Source organism: Amycolatopsis sp. MtRt-6, assembly GCF_017308975.1.
Classification (GTDB): Bacteria; Actinomycetota; Actinomycetes; order Mycobacteriales; family Pseudonocardiaceae; genus Amycolatopsis.
Genome location: NZ_JADWPD010000045.1, coordinates 55,867 through 72,480 on the forward strand (window position 1 = coordinate 55,867; position 16,614 = coordinate 72,480).

General features: G+C 69.6%; 17 protein-coding genes. 8 read left to right on the plus strand and 9 right to left on the minus strand.

What is annotated here, in order from left to right; genetic code table 11:
- Nucleotides 1-10 precede the first annotated feature (10 nt).
- A complete protein-coding gene (locus I4Q55_RS45315) occupies nucleotides 11-256 on the plus strand; it encodes a PLDc N-terminal domain-containing protein (RefSeq protein WP_206797048.1) in 246 nt (81 codons plus the stop codon).
- Here I4Q55_RS45315 and I4Q55_RS45320 read toward each other — a convergent pair.
- On the minus strand, nucleotides 202-1,095 hold the full coding sequence (locus I4Q55_RS45320; RefSeq protein WP_206797049.1) for a universal stress protein: 894 nt from the start codon (nucleotides 1,093-1,095) through the stop codon (nucleotides 202-204). The two genes, I4Q55_RS45315 and I4Q55_RS45320, sit on opposite strands and share 55 nt — an antisense overlap.
- Nucleotides 1,096-1,312: 217 nt before the next feature.
- On the opposite strand from I4Q55_RS45320, the gene I4Q55_RS45325 reads away from it, so the two are divergent.
- The 3 genes from I4Q55_RS45325 to I4Q55_RS45335 all read left to right on the plus strand — a co-directional run bounded on the left by I4Q55_RS45325 (nucleotide 1,313) and on the right by I4Q55_RS45335 (nucleotide 4,954).
- A complete protein-coding gene (locus tag I4Q55_RS45325; protein WP_206797050.1) occupies nucleotides 1,313-1,921 on the plus strand; it encodes a DoxX family membrane protein in 609 nt (202 codons plus the stop codon).
- 70 nt (nucleotides 1,922-1,991) lie between these two features.
- Nucleotides 1,992-3,029 carry a zinc-dependent alcohol dehydrogenase family protein gene (locus I4Q55_RS45330; RefSeq protein WP_206797051.1) on the plus strand — a complete coding sequence of 346 codons (1,038 nt, stop codon included), beginning with the start codon at nucleotides 1,992-1,994 and terminating at the stop codon, nucleotides 3,027-3,029.
- Between the two features lie 434 nt (nucleotides 3,030-3,463).
- On the plus strand, nucleotides 3,464-4,954 hold the full coding sequence (locus I4Q55_RS45335) for a CARDB domain-containing protein (RefSeq protein ID WP_206797052.1): 1,491 nt from the start codon (nucleotides 3,464-3,466) through the stop codon (nucleotides 4,952-4,954).
- Between the two features lie 84 nt (nucleotides 4,955-5,038).
- Here the strand turns inward: I4Q55_RS45335 and I4Q55_RS45340 are convergent, their stop codons facing one another.
- From I4Q55_RS45340 to I4Q55_RS45350, 3 genes are read right to left on the minus strand one after another with little or no spacing between them, the layout of a single operon-like run.
- Nucleotides 5,039-5,737: a CBS domain-containing protein gene (locus tag I4Q55_RS45340; RefSeq protein ID WP_242547900.1), complete on the minus strand. Its 699-nt coding sequence runs from the start codon at nucleotides 5,735-5,737 to the stop codon at nucleotides 5,039-5,041.
- An 11-nt stretch (nucleotides 5,738-5,748) separates the two neighbouring features.
- A complete protein-coding gene (locus I4Q55_RS45345) occupies nucleotides 5,749-6,261 on the minus strand; it encodes a universal stress protein (protein ID WP_206797054.1) in 513 nt (170 codons plus the stop codon).
- Between the two features lie 24 nt (nucleotides 6,262-6,285).
- Entirely contained in the window at nucleotides 6,286-6,885 is a 600-nt protein-coding gene (locus I4Q55_RS45350; RefSeq protein WP_206797055.1) for a CDP-archaeol synthase, read from the minus strand.
- A gap of 207 nt (nucleotides 6,886-7,092) precedes the next feature.
- Between I4Q55_RS45350 and I4Q55_RS45355 the strand changes: the two genes are divergently transcribed.
- Entirely contained in the window at nucleotides 7,093-7,494 is a 402-nt protein-coding gene (locus I4Q55_RS45355) for an HPP family protein (RefSeq protein ID WP_206797057.1), read from the plus strand.
- Between the two features lie 3 nt (nucleotides 7,495-7,497).
- Here the strand turns inward: I4Q55_RS45355 and I4Q55_RS45360 are convergent, their stop codons facing one another.
- The gene (locus I4Q55_RS45360; RefSeq protein ID WP_206797059.1) at nucleotides 7,498-8,484 is read right to left on the minus strand and encodes a nitroreductase family protein; all 987 of its coding nucleotides are present in this window, start codon (nucleotides 8,482-8,484) and stop codon (nucleotides 7,498-7,500) included.
- Between the two features lie 169 nt (nucleotides 8,485-8,653).
- On the opposite strand from I4Q55_RS45360, the gene I4Q55_RS45365 reads away from it, so the two are divergent.
- Entirely contained in the window at nucleotides 8,654-9,166 is a 513-nt protein-coding gene (locus tag I4Q55_RS45365; RefSeq protein ID WP_206797061.1) for a DinB family protein, read from the plus strand.
- A 1-nt stretch (nucleotide 9,167) separates the two neighbouring features.
- On the opposite strand, the gene I4Q55_RS45370 is transcribed toward I4Q55_RS45365, so the two are convergent.
- Genes I4Q55_RS45370 through I4Q55_RS45385 form a run of 4 tightly spaced genes read right to left on the minus strand, consistent with a single transcriptional unit; the run spans nucleotide 9,168 to nucleotide 14,023 of the window.
- Nucleotides 9,168-10,496: an MBL fold metallo-hydrolase gene (locus I4Q55_RS45370; protein WP_206797062.1), complete on the minus strand. Its 1,329-nt coding sequence runs from the start codon at nucleotides 10,494-10,496 to the stop codon at nucleotides 9,168-9,170.
- A gap of 46 nt (nucleotides 10,497-10,542) precedes the next feature.
- On the minus strand, nucleotides 10,543-12,132 hold the full coding sequence (locus I4Q55_RS45375) for an ABC transporter permease (protein WP_206797063.1): 1,590 nt from the start codon (nucleotides 12,130-12,132) through the stop codon (nucleotides 10,543-10,545).
- Complete coding sequence (locus tag I4Q55_RS45380) at nucleotides 12,129-13,037, minus strand: ABC transporter ATP-binding protein (RefSeq protein ID WP_206797064.1); 909 nt, start codon at nucleotides 13,035-13,037, stop codon at nucleotides 12,129-12,131. Before I4Q55_RS45380 ends, I4Q55_RS45375 begins: the two co-directional genes overlap by 4 nt.
- Nucleotides 13,034-14,023, minus strand: a complete 990-nt coding sequence (locus I4Q55_RS45385; RefSeq protein WP_206797065.1) for a nitroreductase — start codon at nucleotides 14,021-14,023, stop codon at nucleotides 13,034-13,036. Before I4Q55_RS45385 ends, I4Q55_RS45380 begins: the two co-directional genes overlap by 4 nt.
- A gap of 170 nt (nucleotides 14,024-14,193) precedes the next feature.
- Here I4Q55_RS45385 and I4Q55_RS45390 point away from each other — a divergent pair, with 170 nt between their 5' ends.
- Nucleotides 14,194-14,649, plus strand: a complete 456-nt coding sequence (locus I4Q55_RS45390; RefSeq protein WP_206797066.1) for a universal stress protein — start codon at nucleotides 14,194-14,196, stop codon at nucleotides 14,647-14,649.
- A 404-nt stretch (nucleotides 14,650-15,053) separates the two neighbouring features.
- Nucleotides 15,054-16,481 carry a YaaC family protein gene (locus I4Q55_RS45395; protein ID WP_206797067.1) on the plus strand — a complete coding sequence of 476 codons (1,428 nt, stop codon included), beginning with the start codon at nucleotides 15,054-15,056 and terminating at the stop codon, nucleotides 16,479-16,481.
- The last annotated feature ends 133 nt before the right edge of the window (nucleotides 16,482-16,614 follow it).

The window sequence follows — 16,614 nt, forward strand, 5'->3', positions numbered from 1 at the left end:
GGAGCACGACATGGGACACCACAAGCGGTGGCGTGACCTGACCGCGCGGCAGCGCACGGGAATCGGCGCCGCGGCGAGCGTGCAGCTCCTGCTCGCCGCAGCGGCCTGGTGGGACCTCGCCCGGCTGCCCGCCGACCGCGTCCGCGGGCCGAAGTGGCTGTGGACCCTGGTGATCGCCGTGAACTACGTCGGGCCGGTGGTCTACTTCGCGTGCGCGCGGGTCCCGCGGGCGACGACGACCGGGCAAAGCGCGTAGGACATCAGCGACTGGCTCGTCGAGCCCAAGGCCAGGCCGCTGAACCCGCCCCGGCCGCGGCTGCCGACCACGAGCAGTTGCGCCCGGTCGGCGAGGTCGAGCAGCTGCTCGGCCGGGCGTCCGGCCCGCACGACGCGGTCGACGACCACGTCCGGGTACTTCTCCTGCCAGCCGGCCAGCCGCTGGGCGAGCAGTTCGTGTTCGTGCTCCTCCATCGCCGTGCTGTCCATCGTCCACCGGCCTTCTTCGAAGATGGCGGCCAAGAACGCTTCGTGCCAGCAGTGGACCGCGATCAGCCGCGCACGCCGCCAGGACGCCTCCTGGAACGCGACCGCGATGGCCTCCTCGCTCGCTGAAGTGCCGTCGACGCCCACGACGACCGGTCCTTCGGCCGGCGGCTCGTCTTCCCCGGTATGTGCCCGGATCAGTGCGACCGGGCACGGCGCGTGGGCGGCCAGCGCCACCGAGACCGACCCGAGCAGCACCCGGCCGAGCGGGCGCAGGCCCGGCGTCCCGAGCACGATCATCGTCGCGCCTTCCGCTTCGGCGAGCAACGCCTCGGCGGGCCGTTCCGACCGCACCACGGTCTCGACACCAGTACCGGACGCGACGGCACGGGCCTCGGCGAGCATGCGCTCGCCCCGCGCACCGACCGCCTGCTGGATCTGCTCGAACGTCGGGTCGCCCCGCGGGTAGGGCGGGGGCAGCTCGGGCAGGGCATGGACCAGGCGCAGACCGAGGTTTCGTTCCCGCGCGACGCGCGCCGCCCAGCGGACCGCCATGAGCGCGCCCTCAGAGCCGTCGACGCCGACCACCATTGCTGAAGCCGATCCGGTCATCCCGCTTCCCCTTTCGCGTCACTGCTCACGGCAAGTCAACCGGCCGAAGCCGCCTCCGGCGCGGGGCTTCCGCCCTTGTTCCGCAGGACTTTGGTCCATTCACCGCGGTCCCCGCGAACGAGCGCCCAAGGGCCTCCCGGCCGGGGACCTTCGACTCCAGACCGCGCCGCGGCGACGGCAGAAGCTGATGGCAGCAACGAAAGAACGGAGGTTTCCCATGTCCATCCGACCGGATGAAAAGAAGACCACGTCGAACCGCGTCCCGACCCAGCGGGCCACCGAGCCGGCGACAGTCCCCGACTTCGTCGCCGAACCGACGATCGCCGGGAAGTCCCTGGCTGTTCTCCGGTTCGCCACGGGATTCGTGTTCCTGTGGGCGTTCCTGGACAAGCTGTTCGGCTTCGGCTACGCAACTCCGGCCAAGGGCGCCTGGATCAACGGCGGCTCGCCGACCAAGGGATTCCTCAGCGGTGTCCACGTCGGACCGTTCGAGTCGATGTTCCACGCCTGGGCCGGCACCTGGTGGGCGAACTGGCTGTTCATGCTCGGCCTCGCCGCCGTCGGCATCGCCGTCATCGCGGGCATCGGCCTGCGCCTGAGCGCCATCGCCGGCAGCCTCATGATGCTCCTGATGTGGGCCGCCGAATGGCCGTTCGCCCTCAGCACCAGCACCGGCGAAGCGACGCACTCCACCAACCCCGTCATCGACTACCACATCATCTACGCACTGGTCCTCATCGTGCTGGCAGCCGCCGCGGCCGGGAACACGTGGGGTATCGGCCGTCGCTGGGCCGTCCTCGTCGGCGACCGCAAGTGGCTGCGGTGAATCGAATGTCATCCATGGGCGCCCGCCGACCGGCGGGCGCCCATTCCCGCTGTCCGGACAAGGAGAAGAAATGAAGGCACTCGTGTACGACGGCCCCGGCCGGCGCAGCTGGACCGACCACGCCGACCCCGAATTGACCGCACCCACCGACGCGATCGTGCGGATCGACGCGGTCACCATCTGCGGCACCGATCTGCACATCCTCAAGGGCGACGTCCCCGAGGTCGAGCGCGGCCGGATCCTGGGCCACGAAGCGGTCGGCACCATCGTCGACACCGGCTCAGCCGTCACAGGTGTCAAGGCCGGCGACAACGTCCTGATTTCCTGCATCTCCGCCTGCGGGCGCTGTGAGTACTGCCGGGCCGCGGCCTACGGCCAGTGCCTCGGCGGCGGGGGCTGGATCCTCGGCCACACGACCGACGGCGTCCAAGCCGAGTACGCGCGCGTCCCGTTCGCCGACACCTCGACCTACGTGCTGCCCTCCGGCGTGAGCGACGAGTCCGCGCTGATGCTCGCCGACATCGTCCCGACGTCCTACGAGGTCGGCGTGCGCAACGGCGGCGTCAAACCGGGCGACACGGTGGTGATCGTCGGAGCCGGGCCGATCGGCCTGGCCGCGGTCGCCAACGCCCAGCTGTTCTCCCCCAGCACGATCATCGTCGTCGACCGGGAACCGGCCCGGCTGGACGCGGCGAAGTCGTTCGGCGCCGACGTGCTGGTGCGGCCGGGCGAAGCGGTCACCGCGGTGGCCGAAGCGAGCGGCGGGCTCGGCGCGGACGTCGCCATCGAGGCCGTCGGCATCCCGGAAACGTTCGAACTGTGCACGAAGCTGGTCCGTCCTGGCGGGCACGTGGCGAACGTCGGCGTCCACGGCGCCCCGGCGACGCTGCACCTCGAGGAACTGTGGATCAAGAACGTCACGATCACCACGGGCCTGGTCGACACCTCCAGCACACCGATGCTGCTGCGCATGCTCGCGGCGGGCCGGCTGGACACCAACCGGTTCATCACCCACCGGTTCGGGCTCGACGAGATGGACGAGGCCTACGACGTCTTCGCCCACCCACAGGACAGCAACGCACTGAAGGTCGCCCTGTTCCGCAGCTGAGCGCCCCAGGGTGGCGTCAGACGCACCCAAGCCGCCTTCGGTGCGTCTGACGCCACCGTTCGCCAACGTGACACGAAGGAGAAGTCCACAAGACAAGGAGGAAACCGATGTCACGGTTACCCAGGTCTGCCGGAGCGGTGTTGTCGGCGATCGCACTCTGCCTCGCCGCGACGGCGGGGCCCGCGTTCGGTGCCGACACGCAGCCGGCCCGGCAGGACTCCCCGGAAAGCACGGCGACCGCCGTCCCCGATGAACCCGCCGCCGGGCCTACGCCGACTTCCCCCGCAACGACGACGGCACCCGCACCATCCAGACCGGCCGCGACCTCCCCGACGCCCACGACCGAAGCGGCGACTGCCGAGCCGTCTCCATCCAAGCCGACACCCAGCACACCGACCGCCACGGCAGCCCAGCCGGCCGCGCCCGCACCCGACATGGCGGACTTGCGGTTGTCGGTGTGGTTCGACAAGGACGCCTATCTCGCCCAAGAACCGATCACCGCGCACGCCACAGTCACCAATGTGGGTACCGCCGCGGCGGGTGAGGCCAGGGTGAACTCCACCGGTAACCTGTCGAGCGAGTCCTGGGCGACGCTGTCGCCGTCCGGAGCACCGATCGAGCCGGGCCAGACCGTGGAAAGCCGCACCACCGGGTACGTCACGACCGATTCCGGCCCCTTGACCATCACCGTCACGGTCCGGCTGCTCGGCGACCAGGCGGACGCGAACCCTACGGACAACGCCGTCACGGCTTCCGTCCCGGTCACCCACGTCCGCGGTAGCTACCGTGGAACCGTCTACGGCGACCGCAACGGGAATCGCACGATGGATCCCGGCGAAGCCCTCTCCGGGATCCGGGTCGGTACTTCGGGAGGGAACCCGAACGTCGTCCGCACCGCGGTCACCGACGCCGAAGGACACTTCGTTTTCCTGGATCTGCCGGCAGGCGGTTACTGGACCTGGTTCGACAGCACCGATTGGCATCTGACGGCACCGAGTGTCGAAGTGACCGGGATGAACGACCCCGACGTCCTGATCCGCGGCGTGCCCTCGGCCGCCACCTGGCTGTCTGCGTCCGCAGAGTTCACGCGGGGGTCGTACCGCGTGAACGACGTCGCGCACCTGACCATGACCTTGACCAACAAGGGAACGGCGCTGATGACGAACCTGACCGCCGACTGCTGGGCCACTGCCGCCGGCCAGGTGGACACCGGGAAGCTGGCCGCAAGCGGGCCGGGAGTTGCCGTGCCCTCCGGTGCCACGCGAACCGTCGACATGACGGTCCGGATCACGGAGGAGGCGGCCACCGAAGGAAACCTGCGCGTGTGGTGTTCGGTCGGGGCACCGCCGCACCTCAACGGACCGTCTGCCGTCCGGGCGACCGCCAGGGTTCCCGGCGGCATGGCCCCGAAGGTCGTCGGCTACCTCGGGCTCTTCCGGTACAAGCCCATTCTCGGGTTCCCCTCGAGCGACCCCTTGCCCGGGGTGAAGGTCTACCTCCGGAACCAGGTCACCGGGGCGGTCGTCGCTCGCGCGGTGTCCGGAACCGGCGGCGACTTCACGTTCTACGAGGTGCCGGCCGGCATCTACGAATTCGGGATCGTCGGCCCCTGGCGGCTGGTGTACACCGATCCGGAGTTCCTGGTACGCGATGGTGAGAACGGGGTCATCCAGACCATTCCCTACAACCATCACATCATCGTCGTTCCCGGACCGAACCAGGCCGATCCTGATCCCGCACCGCAGCCCGGCGGTCAGCCCGCGCCGACGTTCCCGGCCGCAGTGGCGCCGCGGCCGGTCGCGGCACAACCGGCCGGCCTGGCGACGACGGGTGTCGAGGTGACCTGGCTGGCACTGAGCGCCTTCCTCACCACGATCATCGGTGTAGGGCTCGTATTCGGCACCGTTCGAAGGCGTCCGCGGTAGTTCGGCTGAAGCGGTCGTCATCGCTTCACCGGGAACACAGAGGGGCCACCGTCCGGTATGGACGGTGGCCCCTTCGCCGCTCTTTCAGTTGTGCGGTCTGTGCGAGCTCAGGATTCCGACCTCGCCCGGCGGAACCGGGGACACACCTCGGTCGTCGAAGTGGGCCTTCAGGCTCTGCCGCACCTCGACGACCCCGTCGACCCGGCGGACCAGCGCCGTGATCACCGGGATCATGCTCGTCCGCTCGACCGTGCCGTTGAGCGTCACGATGCCGTTGTGCACCGCGACGTACAAGGACGACGGGTCCAGAGCCATCTCGCGCAGGAGCACCTCGTCACGGACCTCGTCGCGGATCTCGCGGTCGGTGCGCAGGAACACCCGCAGCAGGTCCGAGCGGGAGACGACACCGACGAGCTTGCCGGCGTCGTCCACCACGGGCAGGCGGTGGAAGTGGTGCTCCTCCAGCAGTTTCGCCGCCACCGTGACGTCGTCGTCCGCGCGGACGGTCACCGCGGGCTTGGTCATCAGGTCGGCGACGAACGCGGCGCCGGCCTTCCGTTTCGCTTGGCGCGAACCGGGCTTCAGCAGGCCGTGGGGAGCCTCGTGCTCCAGCAGATCGCCCTGGGAGACGACGCCGAGGACCCGGTCGTCCTCGTCCACCACCGGCGCTCCGCTGATGTTCCACGAAGCCAGGAGGACGGCGACAGCCTTGAACGGGGTGTCGGGTCCGACGGTGGCGACCTCGGTCGTCATGACCGACCCGACCTTGCGGCGACTGGGCATTTTGATCTCCTTCACAGCAGCGGTCCGGGGTAGTACGTGGCTGCCGGCTCCGCCACGGGCTCGGCTTCTTTCTCCGGCTCGGGGACCGTCCGCGCGGGGATGACCACAACGGGGCAGTTCGCCTCGCGCAGGCAGTGCTCAGCGACCGAGCCGACGAGCAGCTTCAGCAACCGGCCGCGGCCGTGACTGCCGAGCACGAGCATCGCCGCGGTCTTCGACGCCTCCTCCAGCGCCACCGTGGCCGAGTGCTCGACCAGCTCGGTCCGGACGGTCACGCCCGGGTGCTCGGCGCGGACCTCGCCGACGATCTCGTCGAGCTGCTGCCGTTCCCGGTCGGCGACCGTCTGCGGGGTTCCGGCGACCGCCGCGCCGAGGTCGTAGACCGGCTCGAACGTCCACGCGCGCAGCGCGACGACCGGCCGGCCGCTCACTGCCGCTTCCGCAACCGCCCAGCGCAGCGCGGCCACGCTGACCGCCGAATGGTCCACGCCGACGACGATGTCGCCCTGGTTTGCCGTGGTCATGGGGATTTCACCTTCTCTTCGTTGTCAGGAATGGGTCTTGCGGTCCTGCTGCTGGAACCACTCCTGCTGCCATCGGGCGAGGCGGAAGCGGTCGAGGGAAAACACCGTGAGCCGGTAGCAGGCGGCCAGCAGTGCCACCGCGCCGAGCCACAGGCCGAGCCCGACGCCGACGGCTTCGATGGCCACACCGGCGTTGCTCAGAGGCGGATCCACCGGGTTACCGGTGCGATCCACCCAGATCGTCACCGTTTCGCCCTTGAGCGTGCCCCGGGCGGCGACCACCTGGCCGACACGCCGAGTTCCGTCGGCGAGCATCCAGGTCGCGTCGGTGGGTTCGCCGTTTCCGATGACGCCGGCGCGCGAGTTGACCATGATTGCCGGTCCGTCGGCGAGCAGGGTCGCGGTGACCTGAGTGCGCTCCCCCAGCTGCTGCGCGGACTGCGCCTGCTGCCGGACGTACGTTTCCGAGCCGAAGCTGGCGGCGACCGGCAGCGCGGTGAGCGCCAGCAGCACCACGAGGACTCCCAGGCCGGCCTGGAACCGGTCCGAAGCCCGCGCGACCGAGCCGCGGCGGGGCAGGATGGTGCGCCACATCCGCGCGATCGGGTTCGACGACGTGCTCATGATCCTGGCCCTCCGGTCGGAAAACGTTGGTACCACCAGGATCGTCAATTTCCCGGACCGTTCGAAGAGGCCTTGGTCCCCGGTGCGCCGGGACTCGTCTGCGCCGCTGGGGAGGTCCTCCGGCGGTGCCCTGAGGACTTAGGGCCCTTTGCCGGGGCGGAATCGCCGGGAATGGTCGAGAAACGCGACCTGAACGGAGAACGAACCATGCTCGCACGCGAGATCATGACCACGCCGACGTTCGCCCTGACGCCGTCCGCCTCCCTCGAAGAGGCCGCCGAGATGATGACTCGCCACGGGTTCACCTCGATGCCGGTGGTCGATACGGACGGGAAGCTGCTCGGCCTGGTGTCCGAAACCGACATCCTGCGGGTCCCGGTTCCGCCCGGCGACCCGGACACCGGCGTGATGCTCGACGGCGGGCCGCGCACGGCGAGCTCGGTGATGCGCCAGTCCGGTCTCGCCGTGGCGGGTGACATCGATGTGCGCGAGCTGGCGCGGGTCATGACCGACGCCGGCGTGCGCTCAGCGCCGGTCGTCGAGGGCGGGCACGTGGTCGGGATGGTGACCTTCCAGGACGTGCTGCGCGCGACCGCCGGCCATGCCTGAGTCTCATTCCGCCGGCACGTCGGGCCCGGCGCGGTGGGTCAGCACGTCCTCGACCGGCCGGCGGCCAGTGAGCCGCGTCGGGTAGCCGTAGCCGATGCGCAGCAGGGTGTGCGGCTGCCCGAGGCCGGCGAAGAGGCGGTCGAGCGACTCGCGCGTGCGCGGGGTTTCGAACGGCTGCGACAGGAACGACGTCGCCAGGCCTTCCGCGGTCGCGGTCAGCAGCACCCGCTGCATCGCCATCCCCGCCCGCACCTCCGCGTGCGGCCCTTTGTCACGGGTCAGAACCGCGCCGAGCAGAGGCTCCTGCTCGTACTCGCGGGCGGGCAAATCCTCGTTCTCGTGCGACGCCCGCAGCGAGACGACGCCATGGCCGTGCGGCGGCGGCCCGGACGCGATCTTCGGGACGCCGTCAGGGCTGTCGGCCTCGCGATGAGTCCAGTAGGCGGCCTCTGCTCGGAAAGCCGAGTTCTCCGCCTGCAGCGCCTCCGCCTGCCGGACCAGCGACGCCACCGGCGTGTAGCGGCCCGACGCGTCGAGGTACTCGACCTGGCCGCCTTCCTGCAGCGCCGCGGACTTGAGCGCCGACCGCACCGCCGACGGCACGTCCTTGTCCAGCATCGGGCGCCGGTTGGTGTGCCGGCGGAACACGGCCTCGGCGAGCTTGCGTTCGGCCGCGGTGGACTTCTGGTTGCCGTCCAGCCGGACCACCGCGACCAGATCGGGCTCGGCCGGGTCCGGCAACATCCGCACCTGCACCGCGAGCCCGTTGGCCCGCAGGCAGATGACCAGGTTGAACGCGGCGGCACCGCACGCCAGCCGCGCCTCCCGCCCGTGCGGATCGGCCACGGTGAGCAGGCGCTCGCGGTCCAGCCACACCTCGATCACGTCGTGCTCGACGACGAACCGCCACGGCTGGGTGTTGTGCGGCGACGGCGCGCGCACGGCCGAGGCGAGGGCCTGGTCGAACACACCGGGCAGTGGTCGGCTCATCGTCGGGCTCCGGTTCCTGGGGGACGGACACACCCAGCATCACCGGCGGCGGCGTCCGCCCGCGACGGCCACGCGTCACGAACCGAAGGGACCAAAGGCCTCCCGCGGGTACTGGGTTCGGCCGGTCCGTGCGATGCTCGACCGGAACCGCGCCCCGGAGGGCTGGACCATGGATCGCCAGGCAGTGCACGAGCAGTGGGAGCACGACCGCGCCACGCTCCACACACTCGCGACGGCAGCCACCCCCACGCAGCTGCGCCGCCGGTCGCGAGGTACCCGATGGACCAACCGGCAGCTGCTGTTTCACCTGGTGTTCGGTTACCAGATCGTGCGTGCCCTCCTGATCCTGGTCCGCTTCTTCGGCCGCCTGCCGGACCCCGTGAGCCGTGGGTTCGCCGCCGTGCTGAACGGAGCCACACCCGCGTTCCATGTGATCAACTACCTCGGGTCCTGCGGCGGCGGCCTGATCGGCCCGCGGTTCGCGGCCGCCTGGCTCGACCGCATCATCGCCTCACTCCACCGCAGCCTCGACCGGGCCCCCGAAGCCGACCTCGATCGCGGGATGCACTACCCGACCCGGTGGGACCCCTTCTTCCGGCCGTACATGACGCTGGCCGACATCTACCGCTATCCGGCCCGGCATTTCGCCTTCCACCTCCAGCAGCTCACCCTCGATCAGTAGGTCAGCACAGCACCCGCTCCCCGTCCTCGGGGACTACCGCGCACCACCCCGCTTCGGCGTGCAACGCCCGGGCGAACGCGTGCGCCGGTTCCGGCTCGACCTCGACGACGAAGGCCGCCTCCGGCGCCGGCGTCGCGGTCGCCCAGGCCAGTGCCTCCGCCGGGCCGGCGAATGCGCCGGTGGTGCCCAGTGCGGTGACTTCCGCCCGGACCGGCACGTAGTGCCCGTGGATCTTGAGTTGACGAACCCCGTCCGCGAGTTGCGCGGTGCGGGTCCCGGGCTCGGGATGGCCCAGCAGCAGGACTCCGTTGCGCGGGTCCGGCAGCAGCCTGGCGAGGTGCCCCAGCACCCGGCCGGAGTCCGCCGTCTCCAGTCCGGCCACGATGATCGACGGTCGGTCCGGAACCTGCTCGACCAGCCGGTCGGGCACACCCACGCGGCCGTCCTGGCGGAGTTCGGACCAGCGCTCGGCCAGCGCCCGCCGGTGGGTTTCGACTCCGGCCAGGCCCTCCGGGCTGTCCAGCAGGATCGGCAGCGGCGGGATCTCCTGCGCGTCCATGAGGTCCCGCACCATCGTCAGCAGCAGCTCGGCTCCGACCGTGGCTGCGGGGACCACGACGCTGCCGCCTCGCCGGACCGCGCGGTGCACCGCGGCGGCGAACCGGCCAGGCAGGTGGCTGTCGCCGGGCGGCTGTGGCGCGGCGAGCACCAGGACGTCGGAGTGCGGCCGCGGGTCCGGTGGGCACAGCAGCGGATGGCCGGCCGCGCCCAGCGGTCCCGCGAACACGACCGAACGGCCGGCCGCGCGGATCCGTACCCAAGCCGCCCCGAGCCGCCCGCCCGCGCGGCCGAATTCCAGCTTGGCGCCGTCGACCCGGCAGAGCGTGCCGAATTCGACCGGCCGCATCAGGGCCATGACCGGGGCGACGTCCTCGGCCCGGAACGGCGGGACGGCCGGACCGGACGGGCGCCACCGGGACGTGTCTTCCTCGAACTGGTTCGCGGCGTCGGACAACACGAGCGGGAGCAGCGCGGCGGTCCCGGGCGTCGCGAACACCGGTCCGTGCCAGCCTTCGGCGACCAGCTGCGGCAGGAAGCCCGCGTGCCCGAGGCCGGCGCTCGGCAGGATGACCGCGTCGAGCGCGTGCAGCTCGTCCGGGCCGGGTGAGAAGTTGCGGCGCCACAAGGCGTCCGGTCCGGCGAACAGGCCGCACCCGACCAGGAGCTTCGAGTCCGGCGTCTCGAGCAGGTACCGGGCGCAGCCTGCCCCGCCGAGGAAGGTCAGCACCGGGTCGGGGCACGACCCGGCCCGGCGTGTGGCGCTCAGCACTGCGGCACGAGATCCCCTGCCATCGGACATCGTTCTTCCCTTCACCTCAGCCGGCGACGTCACGCCGCCGGAACCCGGCCACGGCCGCCACGACCAGCACCACGCCCAGCGCGGTGAGCCAGAGCAGCGGAGCGACTTGGACGGACGCACCCGGCAGCTTCGGCGAGTGGGTGAACGGCGACAGGTCGAGCACCCACTGGTCCAGCTTCAGCAAGGTGCCGAACTCGCCGAGCAGCAGGAACGTCGTCAGGGCGACCCAGGCGACCGCCACTGCCCGCGACGCGAAGCCGAACAGCGCCGCCGCGAGCCCGGCGAGCACCCAGACCGCAGGCAGCTGGGCCAGTGCCGCACCGAGGAGCCGGGCGACCTCGGCACCGGGGGTACCGAGGCGGCTTCCGTACGCCAGCCCGGCCGTGACACCCAGCGCCGCCAGCAGCACCACCGGCGCCCCCACCGCAAGCAGCAGGTACCCCGCCAGCAAGCGGCGGCGGTCGAGCGCGGTGGCCAGCAGCGGCTCCACCCGCAGCGCCCGCTCCTCGCTCCGGAAGTGGACCAGCGCGGTGATCGCGTAGGCGGCGGTGATCACTCCCGCCATCGAGAACTCGGCCGCGAGGAAGGCGTTCTCGAGAGCCTGTTCGCCACCGAGCGCGGTGATCAGCGCCCGGGCGCCGTCGCTGTCGAGCATCTTCCCGACGTTGCCCGCGAGACCGCCGAGGACCAGTCCGATCAGGACGTACCCGGCCAGCCACGCGGCCAGGTTCGCCCGGTTGAGACGCCACACCAGACCCCACGCGCCACGCAGGACGGGACCGGCGTGTGCGGGACCCGCCCGGTCCGGGAGCAGTCCGGCGTCGATGTCGCGGACCCGGGCCAGCGCGACCGCCACGGCGAACAGTACGGCCGTCACGAGCATGGGGAGGGACAAGACCCACCAGACGTCGCCGGCGTAGGGCCGGACCTGCTGGGTCCACCCGATCGGCGACGCCCACGACAACCAGCGCGGGCCGGCGGAGTCGCCCACCGCCCGCAGGAAGTACGCGGCGAGCAGCGCGACCACGGCGAGCCCCGACGCGGCTCGCGCGCTCTTGGTCAGCTGGGCGGTCACCGCGGCGACCCCGCCGAAGACGAGACCGGCGGCCGCCCAGCCGAGGCCGAACGCCAGCGAGCCTGCCACCGGCAACCCCGTCAACGCGAGCCCGGCGCCACTGAAGAGACCGATGACCAGGCTCGACACCGCCGTGACCACGACTGCCGCCGCCAATCCGGCGAAGCGGCCGACCACCGCGGAGCCAAGCAGTTCCCGCCGTCCGGCCTCCTCCTCGGCCCGGGTGTGCCGGACCGCGGTGAAGATCATCAGCAGCGCGATCAGGGCGGCACCGAACGCGGTCAGCTTGAACACCGATGTGGCGCCCAGCGTCGGTTCGTACACCGGGCCGTAGAGCGCGACCAGCGCCGGGACCGAGTTGATGCTGTCGGCCGCGGCCTGCTGGTCTCCCGTGGCCGGGTAGACCGCCGCGGTCGCCGCGGCCGAAGACGCCGCCACCGCCGTGAACACCGCGGTCCACACCTGCAGCCGAACCCGGTCCCGGCGCACCGCCAGCCGGACCAGCGCGCCGGTGCCGGTGAGCGAGCTCATGCCGGCACCGCCGTCCGGCCCGGTTCGGTGCGGTAATGCCGCAGGAACAGCTCTTCCAAGGTCGGCGGGTTGCTGGTCAAGCTACGGACCCCGCTGTGGCTGAGCAGGGCGAGCACAGCCGACAGCTCGGTGTTGTCGACGGTCAGCCGCACGTGGTCGCCGTCGGCGGTGAAGTCGTGCACGCCTGGCAGGTGCGCGAGGCCGTCCACAGCGCCGGTGAGCCGCGCGGTGATGGTGGTCCGGCTGAGGTGGCGCAGTTCGTCGAGGCTGCCCGAGTCGACCAGGCGGCCGGCGCGGATGATGCTGACCCGGTCGCACAGGGCTTCCGCCTCGGACAGGATGTGGCTGGAGAGCAGGATCGTCCGGCCCCGCTCCCGTTCCTCGCGGACGCACTCGCGAAAGATCTGCTCCATCAACGGGTCGAGCCCGCTGGTGGGCTCGTCGAACAGCAGCAGTTCGACGTCGGACGCGAGAGCGGCGACGACCGCCACCTTCTGCCGGTTGCCCTTCGAGTAGGCCCGGCCCTTGGTGCGGGGATCCAGCTCGAACAGCTCGAGGTACCGCTCCCGGCGCTTCGGATCCAGCCCGCCGCGCAGGCGGCCGAGCAGGTCGATGACCTCGCCGCCGGTGAGATTAGGCCACAGCGACACCTCCCCCGGCACATACGCCAGCCGCCGATGCAGTGCAACGGCGTCGCGCCAGGGATCGCCGCCGAGCAGCCGCATCTCGCCGGAGTCGGCGCGCAGCAGGCCCAGAAGCAGCCTGAGTGTGGTCGTCTTCCCGGCGCCGTTCGGGCCGAGGAATCCGTGCACTTCGCCCGCTTCGACGGTAAGGTCGAGGCCGTCGAGCGCCGCTGTCCGGCCGAACCGCTTGCGCAGCCCGGCGATTTCGATAGCCGTAGTCATCGAAGTTCTCCTGCCGGTCCGTCGGGAAAGAGCTCGCCGAGCGGGAGCCGTGGTGCGGGGGCCGCGGGAACGGCCGGGTATCCGTACCGGAAGATCGCCTGCGGCACGCCGGGCAGAGCCAGCTCCGACGCCAGTCGCGCCCGGAAGCCGGTCAGGTGCAGCGGCTGGGTGATCACCGAACCGACGAGGGCCTTGACCGTCGCGGTCAGCCAAACCCGTTGCAGGGCCGCGCCGGCGGCGAGGTGGTCGGCGCGGGTATCGGTGTCGGTGCAGACGATCAGGAGGTTCTCCGCCGCCAGCCGGCCGGCGAGCACGACGTCGTCCGGCACCGGCGTGTCCCGGCGAACGAGTCCCGCCACCGGCAGGGCTTCGGGGCTCAGCGCGTCCTCGGGGACGCCGTCACCGACCGCGTTCCAGCCGTGGCTGTGCGCGGTCCACAGCTCCAGCTCCCGCTGGTAGCCCCGGTCGTCACGGAGCACGCGGGTGGCGAAGCCGAGCAGCTCGGCCAGCTTGTCCGGACGCCCCAGTTCGACGACGTGCACGCCGGCGGTCTCCCCGGCCGCGACCACCGCGGTGCGGACGCCGTCGGGCACCCGGCTGTGGAAGAACGCGCGCCGGTGACTGCGGCGCCGGGCGATGGCGCGGTACAGCGCGAAGTCCCGGGCCGAGGCGGGCCGGGGGCGGCCGATCGTCACAGTGGCCACCACGTCTTCCTCGTCGCGGTACTCGACGTGGCAGTCCCGGCCGAGCACCCGGACAGCGAGCTCGAGGTCGGTGAGCGCGGCACCGCAGGACAGCAGCCGATCGCGGCCGAAGGGGTCCTGCCTGCGCAGCTCGACCCCGTGCCGCGCCGTGAGGTCGACCTCGGTGCCGCGGATGCGCAGCTGCCAGGGCTGGCTGTTGTGCACCGAAGGCGCGCGGCTCACGGCTCGCGCGAGGAGCCCGATCTGCTCGGTCGTCAGTGCGGCCGATGCGGCGGCGGTCATCGCGATCACTCCCGTCGCGGAGTCCGACGCTCCGCCGTTCTCATGGTCGCCGCGGCCGCGGGATCGGCACCGGAGCACAAAGTCCCTCGGTCCGGCGGAATTCGTCCCCTACCGACGCACGCCCGCCGCGCCACACGATCGGGACAACACCGGAGGAAAGAAGGCAGATCATGGATTCACCTACTGGCCGCGTGCTCATCGTCGGCATCGACGGCACACCTCACGGCGACGCCGCCCTGCGGTGGGCGCTGGAGATCGGCGCGCACGCCGGGGACACGGTCCGCGCGATCCTCGTCCGGCCGCGCGACGCGCTGCTGCCCGGGACGTCGTTCGCGATCCAGCCCCACGGCCGCGTGCCGGAGGCCGGCTACTCGCTGGACGAGCACGTCGCCAAGCTGGCCATCGACACCGCAGCACAGGTGGAAACCCGCACAGTGCACGGCGACCCGGCGACCGAACTGGTCACCGCGTCGGCGGACGCGGACCTGCTGGTCCTCGGCACCCACCGCGGCGGCGCGATGTCGGACCTGGTGCTCGGCAGCGTCGGACGGGAGTGCGTGCGCTTCTCGCGGTGCCCGGTCGTGGTCATCACGCCGGAGGCGGCCCACCGGCTGACTCCGGCGTGAGGCCACAACGATCGGGAGCTACCTGCGGGAATCCGGAAGACTCCACCGATTCGATGAGCACGAGGACGGGGCAGGAATTGGGACGCCGTCGACGTCGGCGAGCGGCGCCATGGTCACCGACCGCACCGGGTTTCATACATTCAATCCGAACCCATCCGAGTGACCCTGACACCCCAGCACAGCGGGTCTTGAGCGGCGAAAGACAGCAAGCGGTGGCTCCCCACCCTGGCAAGGTTGGGAAGCCACCGACCTTGCCCCACCGGTTGCCGTAGATCAGCCGCTCACCAGGCCTCTTCCACGACCCATCCTAGTCGGCCAGCGCACAGCTTATTTCAGCTGAGCCTAACTGTTCCTGCATACCGGCAAGCACCGCTCGCAGATCCGGAGCGTGTAGTGTGCATCACATGTCGAAGCCAGGCCACTTCTCGATGAACCTATCGGGCCCGCCCGACCGCCTACAGGAACTCATGGATCGGTTTCAAGCCGAGGGCATCGACGCCAGCCCAACCACAGGTAACTACCCAGATGACCCCGCCGAAAATGCTCTGGCTTGGGTTCATGTGGATGCAAGGTCTGACAGTTTCCCACCTTCTCCCCAGTTTCAGAGTAAAGCGTTACACAGAGTATCCGACATTGCAGCAGAGTTCAATTTTTCGATGCGGTCACATGGCATCGCATTAGACATTCAGCAGAGTAGCTACCTCAATAATCGGATATGTCGACCACTCGTCAGCGCCCAAGCGACTCTGGTACTCGAATCCGCAAACGCCGACCTGCTTTGGGATCAACTTCGCCGAGTGGCATACGTTCCCGGCTGCTCAAAGCGTCTTTCTAACGTAACCTGGCCAAACCCACAAGCAGTCAGCGACGAGTTCTCCGCGTTTATCAGTCAAGCCGAAGTCTACTATCGCGCAGGCGAAGAAACGACCGGCCCAAGTGCAGCACTTCAATACTACTATGCTTTACTGAATCTTGCCAAGGCCGAGCTTCTCCTTTGGCGACCCGACGCCATCATCAACCAGAAGCTGACACACGGGATCAGCGCCAGCCACGCGACGGGACAATTTGAAGATTGGCGAGTAAAGCCTCAGAAGGCTGGGGTATTTCCATTGCTGTACGAGAAGCGGATGGGCATGCCCGCTTCACGGCTTCCTGCGGAAATTAACCCGGATCAACTGTTCTCTCGATGCCTGGAGTCTGGCATGGAGTACATCCAAGTCAGAGGCAAGGCCCTACAAGCCGTCCCGCTCTACCAGACAATGGTAACCGACGGCGTCTACAGTTGGAGTCATTTGCTCGTCGAAGGCTACGGGGTGATTCAGCAAAATCAGCCCAGCTGGGACCTCATTCAGGGAACTTTCGAAGAGCTTCCGCCACAGCATCACAATAACCCGTGGCAGATATTCGCATTATCATCACGAATTAGTCTCGACAGCTTCGCGCTTCTCGTTCCCCGCAATGGAAAATACGTGAGAGCCGGCGACGGTGTTCACATTGGGGACCTTCGCCTCCCCGAATGGGAAGACGAGCTATCTGCGACACTGCGCCCACTACTGGGCCATCCACATGGATACTTCGACGGAACACTGAGCATCAGTCTCTCGGATTCAGAGCTAGTGGGACTCACGTCAGATCTAGCTCGATATCTATCAGTGTATCTCGTATCAAGCCTGATTCGCTACCGACCCTCAGCTCTCGACCTCCGACTAAACCCTGACCAGGCGTGGTATCTGACAGCATTTATCAGACAAGCCGCACTGCCCGCACTACAGGCGGCTGCGAATGAAATTCTAGACAATGAGTTCGTTTTTCTCGATAAAGCTAGAAATTGACCCTTAACGCGAAGACTAGACTTGGTGCAGAATGATCGACAACAGAATTAGACGGGCTCTGAAGCTCAGCGCCCGCCCCACAGTAGCTGTCGACAAACCACCTTGCGGGCGCAGCCCACCGTTCCGCGCGACG

Coding starts and splice junctions, on each gene's coding strand:
- I4Q55_RS45315 (WP_206797048.1), top strand. CDS start 11: ATGGGACACCACAAGCGGTGGCGTGACCTGACCGCGCGGCAGCGCACG.
- I4Q55_RS45320 (WP_206797049.1), bottom strand. CDS start 1,095: ATGACCGGATCGGCTTCAGCAATGGTGGTCGGCGTCGACGGCTCTGAG.
- I4Q55_RS45325 (WP_206797050.1), top strand. CDS start 1,313: ATGTCCATCCGACCGGATGAAAAGAAGACCACGTCGAACCGCGTCCCG.
- I4Q55_RS45330 (WP_206797051.1), top strand. CDS start 1,992: ATGAAGGCACTCGTGTACGACGGCCCCGGCCGGCGCAGCTGGACCGAC.
- I4Q55_RS45335 (WP_206797052.1), top strand. CDS start 3,464: ATGGCGGACTTGCGGTTGTCGGTGTGGTTCGACAAGGACGCCTATCTC.
- I4Q55_RS45340 (WP_242547900.1), bottom strand. CDS start 5,737: ATGCCCAGTCGCCGCAAGGTCGGGTCGGTCATGACGACCGAGGTCGCC.
- I4Q55_RS45345 (WP_206797054.1), bottom strand. CDS start 6,261: ATGACCACGGCAAACCAGGGCGACATCGTCGTCGGCGTGGACCATTCG.
- I4Q55_RS45350 (WP_206797055.1), bottom strand. CDS start 6,885: ATGAGCACGTCGTCGAACCCGATCGCGCGGATGTGGCGCACCATCCTG.
- I4Q55_RS45355 (WP_206797057.1), top strand. CDS start 7,093: ATGCTCGCACGCGAGATCATGACCACGCCGACGTTCGCCCTGACGCCG.
- I4Q55_RS45360 (WP_206797059.1), bottom strand. CDS start 8,484: ATGAGCCGACCACTGCCCGGTGTGTTCGACCAGGCCCTCGCCTCGGCC.
- I4Q55_RS45365 (WP_206797061.1), top strand. CDS start 8,654: ATGGATCGCCAGGCAGTGCACGAGCAGTGGGAGCACGACCGCGCCACG.
- I4Q55_RS45375 (WP_206797063.1), bottom strand. CDS start 12,132: ATGAGCTCGCTCACCGGCACCGGCGCGCTGGTCCGGCTGGCGGTGCGC.
- I4Q55_RS45380 (WP_206797064.1), bottom strand. CDS start 13,037: ATGACTACGGCTATCGAAATCGCCGGGCTGCGCAAGCGGTTCGGCCGG.
- I4Q55_RS45385 (WP_206797065.1), bottom strand. CDS start 14,023: ATGACCGCCGCCGCATCGGCCGCACTGACGACCGAGCAGATCGGGCTC.
- I4Q55_RS45390 (WP_206797066.1), top strand. CDS start 14,194: ATGGATTCACCTACTGGCCGCGTGCTCATCGTCGGCATCGACGGCACA.
- I4Q55_RS45395 (WP_206797067.1), top strand. CDS start 15,054: ATGTCGAAGCCAGGCCACTTCTCGATGAACCTATCGGGCCCGCCCGAC.